Raw genomic sequence first — 15,918 nt, 5'->3', positions numbered from 1 at the left:
GCGCGCGCAGCCTGAGGCAAAGACTCAGGCGTGCGCCGCGCGCAAGCCATCGCGGGTCACGGCGGGCTGGCTCCGATGGCGGGCCTTACCCCGCGTGTTCGATCACCAGCTGCACCGACACCATCCCGTTCCAAACGTTCTGCTCCAGCCGGTACGCCGCCTGAATATGTTCGGGCAGCGACTGGTCGTGGCCGAACCAGATGGCGTCAAAGCGCTGGTGGCCGCGTTCCAGCGACAGCTTCAGGTGCTTTTCCCCGACCAGGCGCTGGTTGCGTACCACGAACTCGTCCAGGAACAGCGGCGCGGCGAAGCCGGCGCCCCAGACCTGCTGCTGCAGCATGCCAGCCACGTCGGCGTTGGCGTAGCCGGTTTCCAGCGAGCCGTCGGTTTCGATCACCGGCTCGAAGGTATCGCGGCCCGTGAGCTCGCGCACCGCGGCGTCGAACGCGGGGGCGAAGGCGGCGAAGTCGTTGCGGCCCAGCGTCAGGCCCGCAGCCATGGCGTGGCCGCCGAACTTGCGGATCAGGTTGGGATGGCGCTTGGACACCAGGTCCAGCGCGTCGCGCAGATGCACGTCGGGAATCGAGCGGCCGGAACCGCGGATTTCGTCGTCGCCGGCGGGCGCGAAAGCCAGCGTGGGACGCCAGAACTTTTCCTTCAGGCGCGAGGCCACCAGGCCCACCACGCCCTGGTGCCAGCCCGGGTCGAACACGCAGACCGTGGCGCCGGCGGCCGCGTTCGGCTCTTCCATGGCGGCCAGCGCCTGTTCGCGCATTTCGGCTTCGATGGTGCGGCGTTCGCGGTTGATGTTGTCGAGCTCGCGCGCCATTTCCAGCGCCTGCGCCTCGTCGTCCGTGGTCAGGCAGGCGATGCCCAGGCTCATGTCGGCCAGGCGGCCGGCGGCATTGATACGGGGGCCGAGCGCAAAGCCCAGGTCAAAGCCGTTGGCTGCGCGCGGCTCGCGTCCGGCCACGGCGAACAGCGCGCGCAGCCCGGGCTGCAGGCGGCCGGCGCGCATGCGCTGCAGGCCTTGCGTGACCAGCAGGCGATTGTTCGCGTCCAGCTTGACCACGTCGGCCACGGTGCCCAGGGCCACCAGGTCGGACAGCGCGTCCAGGCGCGGGCCGCCGTCGGCCGCATAGACGCCGCGGCGGCGCAGTTCGGCGCGCAGCGCCAGCATCATGTAGAAGATGACGCCCACGCCTGCCAGGTTCTTGGACGGAAAGCCGCAGCCCGGCTGGTTGGGGTTGACGATGGCCAGGGCCGCCGGCAGCGTGTCGCCCGGCAAGTGGTGGTCGGTGATGACCACGCCGATGCCGGCCTCATTGGCCGCGGCCACGCCGTCCACGCTGGCGATGCCGTTGTCGACCGTGATGATGATGTCGGGCTTGCCGGCGCGGTGCCGCACCGCCAGTTCGACCACGGCGGGCGACAGGCCGTAGCCGGTCTCGAAGCGGTTGGGCACCAGGAAGTCCACGTCGGCGCCCATGGCGGACAGGGCGCGCAAGCCGACCGCGCAGGCGGTGGCGCCGTCGCAGTCGTAGTCGGCCACGATCAGCAGCTTCTTGCCCGCCTGGATGGCGTCGGCCAGCACGCCGGCTGCGTGGTCCGAATGCGTCAGGCCGTTGGGCGGCAGCAGCGATTTCCAGGCGAGTTGGGTTTGATCGGGATGGGTGACGCCGCGGGCTGCCCACAGGCGGGCCAGCAGCGGGTGGATGCCCGAGGCTTCTAGAATGCGGCAGGCTTGCGGGTCGGGGGTGCGGACGGTTAAGCGGGGTGAGACCACCAGGCGCTCCAGTTTTTCTTGGGCGCGGGCAGCAAGCCAAGCAGGCCCCCGCGCGGTTTCAGGGTTAGGGCGACCTTGCGGTCGTCGCCCAGCAGCAGCAGTTCGGCGGGCGTGGCAGGCAGGCCGTGCTTGCCGGCCAGCGGGCGCAGATGCTGCGCGTCCAGCGCGGCCAGGGCGTCCAGCCAGGCGGCCCAGTCGCCGGCCCGCTGCGGGGCGTCCAGGTTGCTGTAGACCTGCGCGGGGACAGGCGGGGACTGCGCCCAGGGCCTGCCGCCGCCATACAGCCACAGCGCATTGACCGGAGGCAGGCCGCGCGCCGCGCGGGCGTCATTGACCGGGTGTTCGTGCCAGGCCATCTGTATTTCATTGAGCAGCCGGCGCCACGGGCGCGTTTCCGCATCCTGACGCCACCAGTCGTTCAGGCGTTGTCCGGCCACGGCCAGCGGACTGGCGGTCTGCGGCCGCAGGCCTTGCGGCAGGCGCAGGCGCCAGCGTTCGGGCGAGAGCGTCTCGACCTCGAAGCCCGTGCCTTCGAACAGCGGGCGGGCGGTGTCCAGCAGGGCGGCCGCTTCCTCGGCGCGCAGTTCCATCAGGCCGGGATCGAGCAAGGCGGCCTGGTCCGTGCCCAGCGCCAGATGGACCAGCTCGGCCAGCCAGACGGGTTCATCGCCGTCGGTTTGGGCGCCGGCCAGCAGCGGACCCAGTCCGGCGCCGGGCGGCAGGCCCGCTTCGGGGACGTAGCCGGCGCGGGCCAACTGCCAGGCTTCGTAGGGCGTACAGCCTTGGGCGCGCACGTCGTGAGCCTGGGGGCGGGCGGCGCCGGCCTGGAGCCAGCCGTGCAGCGTGGGCGCGCGTTCGGGCAGGAGCTTGGCCAGTTCGGCGGCGACGGGTAGGGCGGGCAAAGCGCCCGGAATGACGATCAGCATGGGCGCGATTGTAGTCCGCACGGGCTGCGGGAACTAAGCGGCGCCTGGCACTGCCATAGCTTGAAACGCCTGGTCTTGGACGCGCACATCCGCGGCGCGGAATCCAGGCGGTTAATGCCATAATGCGCTCGTGCTGAAAATACCCTACGAACTCTGGATAGGCGCCCGCTATGCCGGGTTGGCCCGAATCCGCCAGCGACGCGGCCGCCGCGATCGCTTCATCTCCTTCATCGCCGCCAGTTCCATGGCGGGCATCGCGCTGGGCGTCGCCGCCCTGATCGTGGTGCTGTCCGTGATGAACGGCTTCCAGAAGGAAGTGCGCGACCGCATGCTGTCGGTGCTGCCGCATATTGAACTCTATATCCCGGGGGCTGCCCCCGAGCGGGTGCTGGAGAAATGGCAGGAGTTCGCTTCCGCCGCCGAGAAAAATTCCTCCGTCAAGGCCGGCGCCCCGTTCGTGGCGGCGCAGGGCATGCTGGTGCGCGGGCAGGCCTTGCGCGGCGTGCAGGTGCGCGGCATCGATCCGCAGACCGAAGGCAATGTGTCGGACCTGCCGCGCCAGATGGTATCGGGCAAGCTGACCGACCTGAAGCCCGGCAGTTTCGGCGTGGTGCTGGGCAATGAACTGGCCGACGGCATGGGCGTGAAGCTGGGCGATACGCTCTTGATGATGGCGCCGCAGGGCTCGATCAGCCCGGCGGGTTTCACCCCGCGCATGCGCCAGTTCACCGTGGTGGGCGTGTTCTCGTCCGGCCACTATGAATACGATTCCTCGCTGGCCTTCGTCGACGACGAGGATGCCGCCCGCGTGTTCCGTGACAGCGGCACTGCCGGCGTGCGCCTGCGCGTGGCCGACATGCAGCGCGCCCCGGAAGTGGCGGCGGAATTGCAGAAGGTGCTGCCGCCCTACGTGATGGCGAGCGACTGGTCGCGCAACAACCGCACCTGGTTCGCGGCCGTGAAGACCGAAAAGCGCATGATGTTCCTGATCCTGGCGCTGATCGTGGCCGTGGCCGCGTTCAACCTGCTGTCCTCCCTGGTCATGGCCGTGAAGGACAAGCAGTCCGACATCGCCATCCTGCGCACGCTGGGCGCGGGTCCGCGCGAGATCGCCCGCATCTTTCTGGTGCAGGGGGCGCTGATCGGCGTGATCGGCACGCTGCTGGGCGTGGCGGGCGGCATCCTCATCGCCTATAACGTGGACGTGATCGTGCCCTTCATCGAAGGCTTGCTGGGCGTGCATTTCCTGCCGCGTGAAATCTATTTCATCAGCGCCTTGCCGTCCGATCCGCAAGTGGGCGACATCGTCACCATCGGCGTGACTTCCCTGGTGCTGTCGCTGCTGGCGACCCTGTATCCCAGCTGGCGCGCCTCGCGCCTGCAACCCGCACAGGTGCTGCGCCATGACTGACATGCTGACTCCCGCGCTGCAGGCCGACAACATCGTCAAGGTCTACGACGAAGGCCCTGCGCGCATTGAAGTGCTGAGCAACGTCAGCCTGTCGGTGGCGCGTGGCGAGATGGTCGCCATCGTCGGCGCCTCCGGTTCCGGCAAGAGCACGCTGCTGCATATCCTGGGCCTGCTGGACGTGCCCACCAGCGGCTCCGTGTCGGTGGACGGCCAGCTTGCCGTCGGGCTGTCCGAGGCCCGCAAGAGCGCCGTGCGCAACCGCAGCCTGGGCTTCGTCTACCAGTTCCACCACCTGTTGCCGGAATTCTCCGCGCTGGACAACGTGGCGATGCCGCTGATCGTGCGCCGCGAGAATCGCGACAAGGCGCGCGCCGCCGCGCACGAGGTTCTGGGTCTGGTGGGCCTGGCCGCGCGCGAAGGTCACTTCCCGGGCCAGCTGTCCGGCGGCGAGCGGCAGCGCGTGGCGCTGGCGCGCGCGCTGGTCACGCGCCCGGTCTGCGTGCTGGCCGACGAGCCCACCGGCAACCTGGACCGCCACACCGCGCACAATATGTTCGAACTGCTGACGCGGGTGAATCAGGAGTCCGGCACGGCGTTCGCCATCGTCACGCACGACCCGGAACTGGCCGCCCGCGCCGACCGCCAGTTGCTCATGGAAAACGGCCGCCTGGTTTCGGGTTAAGGCGCGCCGGGGGATAATCCGGGCAAGGAGGTCGCGCCCATGCTGATCGATACCCATTGCCACCTGGATGCCGCCGAGTTCGACGCCGACCGCGAGCAGGTCGCCGACCGTGCCTGTGAGGCAGGCGTCCAATCCATCGTGATTCCCGCCGTCGAGCGCGCCAATTTTTCCGTGGTGCGCGAACTGGCCGGCAAGACGGCCGGCGGCGCCTATGCACTGGGCATCCATCCGCTGTATGTTCAGCGCGCCGGCGACGGCGACCTGGAGGCGTTGCGCGCGGCCGTCAAGGAATCGCTGGGCGACCCCCGCTTCGTCGCCATCGGCGAGATCGGCCTGGACTTCTTCGTGCCTGAAATCGCCTCCGGCGAACCGCGCGAGCGCCAGGAACACTTCTATGCCGCGCAACTGGCGCTGGCCGCCGAGTTCGGCCTGCCGGTGCTGCTGCACGTGCGCAAGTCGCAGGACATCCTCTTGAAATACCTGCGCCGCCATCCTCGCATCGGCGGCATCGCGCATGCCTTCAACGGCAGCGCGCAGCAGGCGCAGGCATTCATAGACCAGGGCTTCGCGCTGGGCCTGGGCGGCGCGATGACCTACGAGCGAGCCTTGCAGATCCGCCGCCATGCGGTGGACGTGGATCTGGCGCACCTGGTGCTGGAAACCGACGCGCCCGACATTCCGCCGGCCTGGCTGCATCCGCCGCAGCGGCGCAATGCGCCGGTCGAACTGGTCCGCATCGCCGCCACGCTGGCCGAGCTGCGCGGCATCACGCCGGTGCAAGTGGCGCATGCCACCACGGCCAACGCCATGCGGGTATTGCCGCGGCTGCCGGCCGCGATCCTGGCCGACGCCGACTGACCGGGCCTCAGCCGTTCAGGCGCGGCAGTTCCAGCCGCACGCTCAGCCCCTGCGGCGACATGTTGCGGGCCGACATCCTGCCCTTGTGCGCGGCCACGGCGGCCTGGGCAATCGACAGGCCCAGTCCGGCGCCGCTGCCCGGCTTGCGCGCGCCGGAGGCCGTCCGATAGAAAGGTTCGAATAGCGATTGCAGTTCTTCCGCGGCCACGCCGGGCCCGCGGTCCTCGATCTCCAGGCAGGCTTCGTGCGCGGTCGACAGCAGGCGCACGCGGATCGCGCTGTGCGCGGGCGCAAAGCGCAAGGCGTTGCGCAGTACGTTCTCGATGGCGCTGGCCAGGCTGCAGCGGTCGCCGACCAGGGGCACGGGCGCATGCTGGTTCCACTCTATGCGGATCTGCCGGCCGCCGGCCTCAAAGCGTGCGTCTTCGACGACGTCGGACACGAGTTCGGCCAGGTCCAGGGTGTCGGTAGGCACGGGCAGGGCGCCCAGGCGCGCCAGCCGCAAGGTGTTGCCGACCAGCGCGTCCAGGCGTTCGCATTCGAGTTCGATGCGGTCGAGCTGCAGGTCCTGGCGCTCGTCCCTGCGCCGCGCCAGCTCCGCCGCCAGCCGCAGCCGCGCAAGCGGCGAGCGCAGTTCGTGCGCGATGTTGTGCAGCAGTTGCTCGCGCGTGTCGACCAGCGCCTTCAGGCGGTCGGCCATCGCGTCGAAATCGCGCGCCAGGAGGCCTAGTTCATCCTTGCGGCGCGCCAGCTTGGCGGGCGTGTGCGCATCCAGCCGCCCGGCGGACAAGGCATGCGTGGTCTGGCGCAACTGTGCCAAGGGCGCCGTCACGTGGCGGCTCAAGGCCCAGCAGAACGGCGCGGTCACGGCCAGCGCGAACAGCATCAGCGCCAGCGCAACGGGCGACAGGGCCAGCACTTCCCAATGCGAGGAGTCGAACGGCAGGAACAGCAAGAGCAGCACCGAACCATCGGGCAGGATCAGCTTCTGCGGCTCCCACCAGGAAACGCGCTCGCCGGCGGGGTCGGCGGGAAGGTAGTCGGCTTTCGGCGAGCGGTCCGGCCCGGCGCGGAAATCGCTCAGCCAGTCTTCCATGCGGGCGGGCAGGCGCCGGCCCAGGATGTCCTGGTCGCGGGCGTCCATGATGTAGATTTTCAGGGCCGAGTAGCGCTGGTCCATTGCCTCGACCCAGCGCTTCAGGCCGTCCGCCCCTTCGCTACGGGCGATTTGCGCGGCGTCGCGCGTGAGATTGCCGGGATTCAAGCCGTCCAGCGAGTTGAAGCGGTACCAGGCGACCGCGGCCGTCAGCACCATGCCGCAGACCAGGATGACCGCCATCGCGCCCCAGAAGGTCAGGAAAGCGCGTCCGAAGAGCGAGCGGGTGGGCAGCCAGGCCATCAGTCGGCGCCGGCCAGTACGTAACCCAGGCCGCGCAGGTTGCGGATCGCCAATGTCTCGGCGCCGCTGTCGCTGCGCAGCTTCTTGCGCAGCGAGCTGATGTGGGTGTCGATGCTGCGGTCGTAGCGGTCGGGCTTGCGGCCCAGCGCGTACAGACCGATCTGGTCGCGCGCGACCACCTGCCCGGGCGTGCGCATGAGGATTTCCAGGATGCGCTGTTCGGCGCCGGTCAATGGAATTTCGCTGTCGCCCATTCGCAGCACGCCGGTGGCGGCGTCCAGCGACACTGCGCCCAGCGCCAGGGCGGGGCGGGCCGTGTCGGGCACCTCTTCGAAGCGGCGCAGGACCGCCGTGATGCGGGCCTTGAGTTCGCGCGGACTGAAGGGTTTGGCCAGGTAGTCGTCGGCGCCGAACTCCAAGCCCAGCACGCGGTCCGTCTCGCCGCCGTGGGCGGTGAACATGATGACCGGCCGGCGCGAGCGCAGGCGGTATTGCTTCAGCAGATCCAGCCCATTGCCGTCGGGCAGCATCAGGTCCAGCAGCACCAGGTCGTAGTCGTCCTGAGCCAACAGGGCCAGGCCCTGCGTGCCGCTATGCGCCAGGGTGAGCCGGCAATGACTGGGTTCCAGGTACTCGCGCAGCATCTGCGCAAGCTCGACATCGTCATCGATCAGCAGGATGCGGCGAGTCGCCGGTGCGTGGGAAAAAGGCATGCGTGTCGTCGGTTCTGCATCCGGCAGTTTGGCTTATGGCCGCGGGCCGGAGTGTCAAGAAGTGCAAAGAAGATAAAAGTTGCGGAAAGCGTGTTGCTGGCTCCCGGCAGGTCCAATTCTAATATGAGAATGGTTTTCATTAATAAATACGAGGCAGGACGGACGCCGCATGCGGGGTGGGGCGCGGGCCTGGGACGGGAGAAACTGGAATCATGAGCAGCAAAGAATTGGTCGCCGGCCGGCGCGGCCCGGGTTCGCGCACGCAGTTGGCGGCGGCCCTGTGCGCAGCGGGTTTCGGCGTGGCGCAGCCCGCCTGGGCGCAGAGCGCCGACACTGCCAAGACCCTGGACACCGTGGTGGTGACGGCCTCGGGCTATGAACAGCAGATCCAGGACGCGCCGGCATCGATCAGCGTGATCACCCGCGAGGACCTGGACAAGAAGTTCTACCGCGACATCAACGACGCGCTGGTGGACGTGCCGGGCGTGATCGTGACGGGCGGCGGCGATCGCCAGGACATCAGCCTGCGCGGCATGGGCCCTAAGTACACGCTGATCCTGATCGACGGCAAGCGCCAGAATTCGCGCGAAACCCGCACCAACTCGGATTCAACGGGCGTCGAAGGCGGCTGGACGCCGCCGCTTTCCGCCATCGAGCGCATCGAGGTGGTGCGCGGCCCCATGTCATCGCTGTACGGCTCGGACGCCATGGGCGGGGTGATCAACATCATCACGCGCAAGGTGCCCTCGGAGTGGGGCGGCGAGATCCGCCTGGACAGCACCATCCAGGAAAGCAACAAGTCGGGCGACATCTACCAGGGCAACTTCTACCTGTCCGGCCCGATCAAGACGGACCTGCTGGGCCTGCAGATCTACGGCCAGGCCACGCAGCGCGACGAAGACGACATCGCCGACGGCTTCCGCAAGCGCAACTCGGAAAGCGTCACGGCCAAGCTGGCGCTGACGCCCAACCGCGACCACGACATCGTGCTGGAAGCGACCACCATGCGCCAGAAGCTGCACGAAACGCTGGGCAAGACGGTCGAGCCGCTGCCGCCCGGCCAGGCTTGCGGACGCAATGGCTGCCCGGCTTCGTCCGATACCGACTACCGCAGCAACAAGTGGGCGCTGTCGCATACCGGACGCTGGGGCTGGGGCGTGTCGGACAGCTACGTGCAGCAGGAAGAGTTCGACAACCGCTCGCGCCAGATGAAGATCAAGAACCTGGACATCCAGACGAGCTGGACGCTGCCGCTGGGTTCGCACATGCTGACCCTGGGCGGCAGCTACCTGAGCCAGCGCCTGAACGACCAGACCGGCAACCAGCTGGCCAACGGCCCCAGCAAGGTGGACCGCTACCAGTGGGCCTTGTTCGCCGAAGACGAATGGCGCCTGACCGAGACCTTCGCCGTCACCACCGGCCTGCGCATGGACGAAGACGAGAACTTCGGCACGCATTTCAGCCCGCGCCTGTACGGCGTCTGGCACATGGCCGACCGCTGGACCCTGAAGGGCGGCGTGTCCACGGGCTTTCGCGCGCCCGACCTGCGCCAGACGGTGGCGGGCTGGGGCCAGGTCAGCCGCGGCGGCAATATGTACGGCAATCCGGACCTGACGCCGGAGAAGTCGGTAACCGAGGAAATCGGCATCCTGTATGACGACGGCGAAGGCTTCAACGCCGGCCTGACCGTCTTCAACAACGACTTCAAGGACAAGATCACCCGCGTCGCCTGCCCCGCGACCCAGTGCACGGACGGCCCGAACCAGTTCGGCTCGGATCCGACCACCTACATGAACGTGGACAAGGCCAATTCCCGCGGCGTGGAAGCCAACCTGAAGCTGCCGCTGTCGCGCGACTGGTCCCTGACCAGCAGCTACACGTTCACCAAGTCGGAGCAGAAGTCCGGCCAGTACAAGGGCCAGCCGCTCAATCAGCTGCCCAAGCACCTGTTCACCACCACGGTGAACTGGCAGGCCTCGGATGCGCTGCAGGCCTGGGCGCGGCTGAACTACCGCGGCAAGGAAAGCCAGCCCATCACCGGTCCGTCGTCCTCGTCGGTGGTCGCGCCTTCCTACACCTTCGTGGACCTGGGCGGTTCGTACCAGGTGAACAAGACGGTGGCGGTGTACGCCGGCATCTACAACCTGTTCGACAAGCAGGTCACGTACGACGACTACGGCTACGTCGAGGACGGCCGCCGCTACTGGCTGGGCGTGGGCGTCAAGTTCTGAGTTTGAAAGGGCGCCTGGCGCCCGCAACATGAAGAGGTACGCATGAATAAGCAAACGCAAGCAGGCCGCGTCCGGCGTTGGGCGGTTCAGGCCGGGGCCGCGCTGGTCCTGGGCGCCGCCACGGCGGTATGCGCGGCGCAGGCGACGCTGCCGGTGAAGCATGCTCGCGGCGAAACCGCCGTGCCGGCCAATCCGGCGAAGACGGTGGTGATGGACCTGGCCGTGCTGGACACGCTGCATGCGCTGGGCGTGGACGCGACGGGCGTACCGACGGTCGCCAAGTGGCCGCCGCAGCTAAGCCAGTATGCCGATGAGCGCTACCTGAAGGTGGGTTCGATGTTCGAGCCCAACTACGAGGTGATCCACGCCGCCGCGCCGCAACTCATTTTCGTGGCGGGCCGCTCGGCGCCCAAGTACGACGACCTCGCCAAGCTGGCGCCCACCGTGGACCTGACGGTCAATGCTCGGGACCTGGTGGGCAGCGTCGCGCGCAACACCGAAACGCTGGCCGCCATCTACGGCAAGCAGGATGTCGCCAAGACCAAGCTCGACGCCCTGCGCGCCTCGATCGCGGACCTGAATGGCAAGGCGGCCAACGCCGGTACCGCGCTGATCGTGCTGACCACCGGCGGCAAGATGAGCGCCTACGGTCCGGGTTCGCGCTTCGGCGTGATCCACGACGCCTTCGGCATCAAGCCGGCGACGACGGGGCTGAGCGTGTCGAACCACGGCCAGGCGATCTCGTTCGAGTTCATCGCCCAGACCGATCCCGACTGGCTGTTCGTGATCGACCGCGATGCCGCCATCGGCCGTGAGGGCGTGTCGGCCCAGCGCATGCTGGACAACGAGCTGGTGCGCCCGACCAAGGCCTGGAAGAACAGGCGCGTGGTCTACCTGAACGGCTACAACTGGTATCTGCTGGGCAGCGCGGGCCTGACCGCGATGCAGCAGAACGTGGACGAGATCGCGGCCGCGCTGGCCGCGGGCAAGTAAAGCCTGATGCATGAGCGGCGGGAGTAATCGCGGGTGAGTTGGCGGCAGTCGATAGGCGGTTGGGGCGGGCTGGCGGTGGCGGTAGGCTTGCTGCTGGCCCTGTGCGCAGCCAGCGTCAGCCTGGGGGCGGGCCAGCTCAGCCTGGCCGCGCTGTGGGGCACTGGTGACGAGGCCGAGCGTGCCTGGCGCCTGCTGATGGTCAGCCGCATCCCCCGCACGCTGGCCTTGCTGCTGGCCGGCATGTCGCTGGCGGTGGCCGGACTCATCATGCAGATGCTGGTGCGCAACCGCTACGTCGAACCCACCACGGCCGGCACCGTGGAGTCCGCCACCCTGGGCATACTCGTGGTCACGCTGCTGGCGCCGGACACGCCCGTGATCGGCAAGATGTTGACGGCCACGGGCTTCGCGCTGGCGGGCACCTTGCTGTTTCTGGCGCTGCTCAAGCGCGTGCCGCTGCGCACGCCCTTCATCGTGCCGTTGATCGGCCTGATCCTGGGCGGCGTGATCCACGCGGCCACCACCTTCGTCGCCTATCGCTACGACCTGCTGCAGTCGCTGCACGCCTGGACCACGGGCGATTTTTCCGGCGTGCTGCGGGGGCGCTATGAATTGCTCTGGATCGGCTTCGGCCTGGCCTGCGCGGCTTACGCGGCGGCCGATCGTTACACCGTGGCCGGCATGGGCCGCGAGTTCGCCGCCAACCTGGGCTTGAACCATGCGCGGCTGACGCTGGCCGGACTGCTGATCGTGTCGGCGATTTCGGCCGTGGTGGTGGTGACGGCCGGCGGCATTCCCTTTCTGGGCCTGATCGTGCCCAATGCCGTCAGCCTGGTGCTGGGCGACAACATGCGCCGCGCCATCCCCTGGGTGGCGGTGCTGGGCGGCGTGTTCGTGCTGGCCTGCGATGTCATCGGCAGGCTGGTGATCCATCCCTACGAGATTCCCATCGGCACGGTGGTCGGCGTGCTGGGCAGCATCCTGTTCCTGTGGCTGTTGCGCGCGCGGAGGAACCGGCTTGGCTGAGCTTGCAGTCTCCGTCCCGGCGCCGGCCCGGGCGCCGCAGGCCTGGCGCCTGTGGCTGCTGGGCGCCATTGCGCTGGCCTGCGCCATCGCCTTCATGACGCTGGGCGCCAACGGCCAGTGGTCCTTCGTGATCCCGTTCCGCGGCGCCAAGCTGGCGGCGATGCTGCTGGTGGCCTATGCGGTGGCGGTGTCGTCGGTGCTGTTCCAGACGATCACCCACAATCGCATCCTGACGCCCGCCATCATGGGCTTTGACGCCCTGTACCTGCTGATCCAGGCCGTGGTGGTGTTCGGCTTCGGCCAGGCGGCCGCGGCCGCCAGCCATCCGGTGGCCGCCTTCCTGCTGGAGGTGGGCGCCATGACCGCGTTCGCCTGCCTGCTGTTCCGTTGGCTGTTCTCGGACGCGGTGCGCAGCCTGCACCTGATGATGCTGGTGGGCATCATTTTCGGCCTGTTGTTTCGCAGCCTGTCCAACTTCGTGGTGCGGCTGATCGACCCCAATGAATTCCTGGTGTTGCAGGACCGCATGTTCGCCAGCTTCAACACCGTGCGCGTGGGTCTGCTGCCGATCGCGCTGGCCGCGGTGTGCGCCGCGTCGCTGCTGGTGTGGCGCATGCGGCGGCGCTACGACGTGCTGGCGCTGGGCCGCGACATCGCGGTGAACCTGGGCGTGGACTATCGCCGCACGCTGATGCTGACGCTGGCCGCCATTGCGGTGCTGGTGTCGGTATCCACCGCGCTGGTGGGGCCGGTGACGTTCTTCGGCCTGCTGGTCAGCAACCAGGCCTATCAGGCCATGGGGTCCGACCGGCATCGCCACACCGTCCCGGCGGCCGTGCTGCTGAGCGTGATCTTCCTGGTAGGCGGCCAGACGCTGCTGGAACGCGTGCTGGGCCTGAATACCACCGTCAGCGTGGTGATCGAATTCCTGGGCGGGTTGATGTTCCTTGCCCTGATCCTGCGCAGGGGGCGCCGATGATAGAGATCCAGCAAGTCAGCAAGCAATACGGCGACAGCGTGGTGGTCGACGACGTCAGCCTGTCGCTGCCGGCGGGCGGCGTCACGGCGATCATCGGCCCCAACGGCGCAGGCAAGTCCACGCTGCTGTCCATGGTCAGCCGTCTGCTTCCCATGTCGGCGGGCCGGGTGCTGGTCGAGGGGCTGGACGTGACCCGGGCCGACAGCCGCGAACTGGCGCGCCGCCTGGCCATCCTGCGGCAGGACAATCACCTGCCGCTGCGGTTGACGGCCAGGGATCTGGTCGCGTTCGGCCGTTATCCGCACACGGGCGGCCGCCTGACGCTGGAAGACAAGGACCACATCGACCGCGCCATCGCCTACCTGAACCTGGAGCCGCTGGCCGACCGCTACCTGGACGAGATGTCGGGCGGGCAGCGCCAGCGCGCCTTCGTGGCGATGGTGCTGTGCCAGGACACGCGCTACGTCCTGCTGGACGAACCGCTGAACAGCCTGGACATGAAGCATGCCGTCGCCATGATGGGCACGCTGCGGCGTGCAGCGGACGAGCTGGGCAAGACGGTGGTGCTGGTGCTGCACGACATCAATTTCGCGTCCACCTACGCGGACCGCATCGTGGCGATGCGGGCAGGGCGCATCGCGCATCTTGGGACTCCGGCCGAACTGGTCCGGCCGGAGGTCCTGAGCGAACTGTACGAGCTGCCGATCGAGGTGCACAAGATCGGCGGCCGGCGCATCTGCGTCTATTACCGCCAGCCTTAGCGGCTGAGATCCACCGCGTAGCGCGACAGCTGGGTCACCGGGTCAGGCGTGGCGTCATGCACCGTGACGTTGTCCACGCCATGCGCGGCGGCCATGGCCAGGGTGCCCGGCACCGACGAAAACACCACCGGGCCGGCCAGGACGCCCACTCGCGCGAAGCGCCAGCTGCGGTCCAGGCCATAGGTGGCCAGATCCAGGTCCGGGTGCTTGCGGATGTAGCTGATCAGCACGTCGCGGCTGGCGTCCGGGGCTTGCAGCACGATGTCGCCCTTGCCGCCGGCCAGGCCGGGGAAGTCGCCGCCGCCGCTGGCGCGGTAGTTGTTCGTGACCACCAGGAATTGCGCAGCGGGATCGAGCGGCGCGCCCTGGTAAGTCAGCTGCGTGATGCGTGTACCCTTGGGCCGGGTGACGTCGATTTCGTACCGCAGGGCATTGCCTGCGGCATAGAGCACGTCGAAGTTGAAGGTCGGAAAACCCGTGTCGACCAGATCCTGCGGCGCGACCTGGCCCGGGTCGATCTGCTTGAACTGCTCGGCGGTCTTCTCCAGCCATTGGCGCACGATGTCGCCGCTGACCCGCACCACTTGCAAGGTGTTGGGGTACAGGTAAAGATCGGCGGCGTTGTTGATGGCGATGTTGCCCTGCTTCACGTAGGTGAAGTCGCCCGGACCGTTGCGTCCGCCCTTGAAGGGCGCGGCCGCCGACAGGATGGGCAGGGCGGCATACGAGGGTTTGTTCTTGGCGATGTAGTCCGTCAGATAGTCGATCTGCGCCATGTTGACGATTTGCAGCGCCGACACGTCGCCCGCCAGCGCGTAATAGGTCGCCATGTCGAAGCGGCTCTGGCCGATGGGCGTTTTGACATAGGCGATGGTGGCGGCGTGTTCAGCCTGCACCAGCTGCTGCGCGGCGGCGTCGGGTTCGACGTAGGTCGCGGGCGTGGCGCCGTTCTGCGCGGTCAGGCGCGTGGAGATGCGTTGCACGCGCGTGGCGTCCTTCTGCACCTGCCAGCCTTTGTCATAGGCAAGCTTCAGCGTGATCTGGCCGAGGTTGTTGCCCCACTGGCCGGCCTGCACCGTCGGTACGCCGTTGATCAGGCCTTTCTCCAGATCTATCCCGGGCTGCCCCGCGAATTGCGACTTGGCATTGGTGTCGGGGAACAGCAGGTGCTGGTGACCGGTGATCAGCGCGTCGATGCCAGGCACCTGGCTCAGGTAGCCCGCGCCGTTTTCCATGGCCGGGCTGTAGGCGCTGAGCATGTCGATGCCGCCGTGCGCCAGCGCCACCACCAGATCGGCGCCCGCCGCGCGCATTTCGGGTACATAGCGTTGCGCCGATTCCTTCCAGCCCGCGACTTCCACGTGGCCTTCCAGATTGGCTTTGTCCCATTGCAGGATGGGCGGGGACGCAAAGCCGATCACGCCGACCTTCAGCGCGACCTCGATCTGCTTGCCGTTGGGATCGGTGGCTTTGAAGGTCTTGTTCAGCAGGACCCAGGGCTTGAAGATGGGCTGCTTGCTGGCGGCCGACACCACGTTGGCGGACACGAAGGGAAAGCCCGGCGCCGCGCAGTCCTTGGCCCCGGCGGGGTTGGTCTGCGCCGTGCCCTTGCCGATGCCAGCCAGCCCGAAATTCGTGTCGGTGATCTGCGACAGGAACGGCAGGCCGTAGTTGAACTCATGGTTGCCCAGCGTGGCCGCATCATAGGCCAGCAGTTTCATCTGCTTGTAGATCGCCAGCATGTCGCTGCATTGCACCGGCTTGACCAGCGCCTGGTAGTCGGACAGGGCGGTGCCCTGGATGGTGTCGCCGTTGTCGAACAGCAGCGTGTTGGCATTCTGCTTGCGCGCATTGGCGATCAACGTGGCCGTGCGGTCCACGCCGTAGCTCTTGTCCTCGGCCAGCTTGTAGTAGTCGTAGCCCAGCACGTTGGCATGCAGGTCGGTGGTGCCCAGGATGGCCACGTCCAGGGTGGAGCCTGCGGGCACGCCGGCCTGCGGCGGGGTGTCGGGCGTGTCGTCGTCATTGTCGCCGCCGCAAGCGGCCAGGCTTGCCAGCAACGCGGCGCTGGCGGACAACGCAAAGAGCTTTCCTAGGTTCGGCTTCACCGTCTTTCCTCCGGGTTTGAAGGAAAGGAATTCTGCGCATAGCGT

The 15,918-nt window shown here is 67.9% G+C and carries 13 protein-coding genes; 8 read left to right on the top strand and 5 right to left on the bottom strand.

Annotated elements, in window-relative coordinates; all coding sequences use genetic code 11:
- Positions 1 to 85: 85 nt before the first annotated feature.
- Complete coding sequence (gene recJ / locus ACM1PE_RS15765) at positions 86 to 1,786, bottom strand: single-stranded-DNA-specific exonuclease RecJ (protein ID WP_059373498.1); 1,701 nt, start codon at positions 1,784 to 1,786, stop codon at positions 86 to 88.
- Positions 1,768 to 2,712, bottom strand: coding sequence for a hypothetical protein (locus ACM1PE_RS15760; protein WP_306637055.1), 945 nt, complete (start codon positions 2,710 to 2,712; stop codon positions 1,768 to 1,770). Before ACM1PE_RS15760 ends, recJ begins: the two co-directional genes overlap by 19 nt.
- Before the next feature lie 178 nt (positions 2,713 to 2,890).
- Here ACM1PE_RS15760 and ACM1PE_RS15755 point away from each other — a divergent pair, with 178 nt between their 5' ends.
- From ACM1PE_RS15755 to ACM1PE_RS15745, 3 genes are read left to right on the top strand one after another with little or no spacing between them, the layout of a single operon-like run.
- Positions 2,891 to 4,123, top strand: a complete 1,233-nt coding sequence (locus ACM1PE_RS15755; protein WP_240633261.1) for a lipoprotein-releasing ABC transporter permease subunit — start codon at positions 2,891 to 2,893, stop codon at positions 4,121 to 4,123.
- Positions 4,116 to 4,805: an ABC transporter ATP-binding protein gene (locus ACM1PE_RS15750; protein WP_059373492.1), complete on the top strand. Its 690-nt coding sequence runs from the start codon at positions 4,116 to 4,118 to the stop codon at positions 4,803 to 4,805. The genes ACM1PE_RS15755 and ACM1PE_RS15750 overlap by 8 nt, the downstream gene beginning before the upstream one ends.
- 39 nt (positions 4,806 to 4,844) lie before the next feature.
- Complete coding sequence (locus tag ACM1PE_RS15745) at positions 4,845 to 5,663, top strand: TatD family hydrolase (protein WP_059373490.1); 819 nt, start codon at positions 4,845 to 4,847, stop codon at positions 5,661 to 5,663.
- Positions 5,664 to 5,670: 7 nt separating this feature from the next.
- Here ACM1PE_RS15745 and ACM1PE_RS15740 read toward each other — a convergent pair whose 3' ends face one another.
- Both ACM1PE_RS15740 and ACM1PE_RS15735 read right to left on the bottom strand, forming a co-directional pair.
- A complete protein-coding gene (locus tag ACM1PE_RS15740; RefSeq protein ID WP_419343760.1) occupies positions 5,671 to 7,062 on the bottom strand; it encodes a HAMP domain-containing sensor histidine kinase in 1,392 nt (463 codons plus the stop codon).
- Positions 7,062 to 7,775 (bottom strand): response regulator, encoded by a 714-nt coding sequence (locus tag ACM1PE_RS15735; RefSeq protein ID WP_419343759.1) that lies wholly within the window; start codon positions 7,773 to 7,775, stop codon positions 7,062 to 7,064. The genes ACM1PE_RS15740 and ACM1PE_RS15735 overlap by 1 nt, the downstream gene beginning before the upstream one ends.
- Before the next feature lie 212 nt (positions 7,776 to 7,987).
- On the opposite strand from ACM1PE_RS15735, the gene ACM1PE_RS15730 reads away from it, so the two are divergent.
- From ACM1PE_RS15730 to ACM1PE_RS15710, 5 genes are read left to right on the top strand one after another with little or no spacing between them, the layout of a single operon-like run.
- On the top strand, positions 7,988 to 10,006 hold the full coding sequence (locus ACM1PE_RS15730; RefSeq protein WP_419343758.1) for a ligand-gated channel protein: 2,019 nt from the start codon (positions 7,988 to 7,990) through the stop codon (positions 10,004 to 10,006).
- Between the two features lie 42 nt (positions 10,007 to 10,048).
- Positions 10,049 to 10,999, top strand: a complete 951-nt coding sequence (locus ACM1PE_RS15725) for a siderophore ABC transporter substrate-binding protein (protein WP_419343757.1) — start codon at positions 10,049 to 10,051, stop codon at positions 10,997 to 10,999.
- A 33-nt stretch (positions 11,000 to 11,032) separates the two neighbouring features.
- Positions 11,033 to 12,025: an ABC transporter permease gene (locus ACM1PE_RS15720; protein WP_118932671.1), complete on the top strand. Its 993-nt coding sequence runs from the start codon at positions 11,033 to 11,035 to the stop codon at positions 12,023 to 12,025.
- On the top strand, positions 12,018 to 13,004 hold the full coding sequence (locus ACM1PE_RS15715) for an iron chelate uptake ABC transporter family permease subunit (RefSeq protein ID WP_419343756.1): 987 nt from the start codon (positions 12,018 to 12,020) through the stop codon (positions 13,002 to 13,004). Before ACM1PE_RS15720 ends, ACM1PE_RS15715 begins: the two co-directional genes overlap by 8 nt.
- Complete coding sequence (locus tag ACM1PE_RS15710; protein ID WP_059373478.1) at positions 13,001 to 13,765, top strand: ABC transporter ATP-binding protein; 765 nt, start codon at positions 13,001 to 13,003, stop codon at positions 13,763 to 13,765. Before ACM1PE_RS15715 ends, ACM1PE_RS15710 begins: the two co-directional genes overlap by 4 nt.
- On the opposite strand, the gene ACM1PE_RS15705 is transcribed toward ACM1PE_RS15710, so the two are convergent.
- Complete coding sequence (locus ACM1PE_RS15705; RefSeq protein WP_419343755.1) at positions 13,762 to 15,873, bottom strand: 5'-nucleotidase C-terminal domain-containing protein; 2,112 nt, start codon at positions 15,871 to 15,873, stop codon at positions 13,762 to 13,764. The genes ACM1PE_RS15710 and ACM1PE_RS15705 overlap by 4 nt on opposite strands.
- Positions 15,874 to 15,918 lie beyond the last annotated feature (45 nt).

Source organism: Achromobacter sp. PD1 (genome assembly GCF_048541815.1).
GTDB classification, from domain to species: Bacteria; Pseudomonadota; Gammaproteobacteria; order Burkholderiales; family Burkholderiaceae_B; genus Achromobacter; species Achromobacter bronchisepticus_A.
Note: the sequence above shows the minus strand (reverse complement) of the source record. Positions and strands in the feature narration are given on the sequence as shown.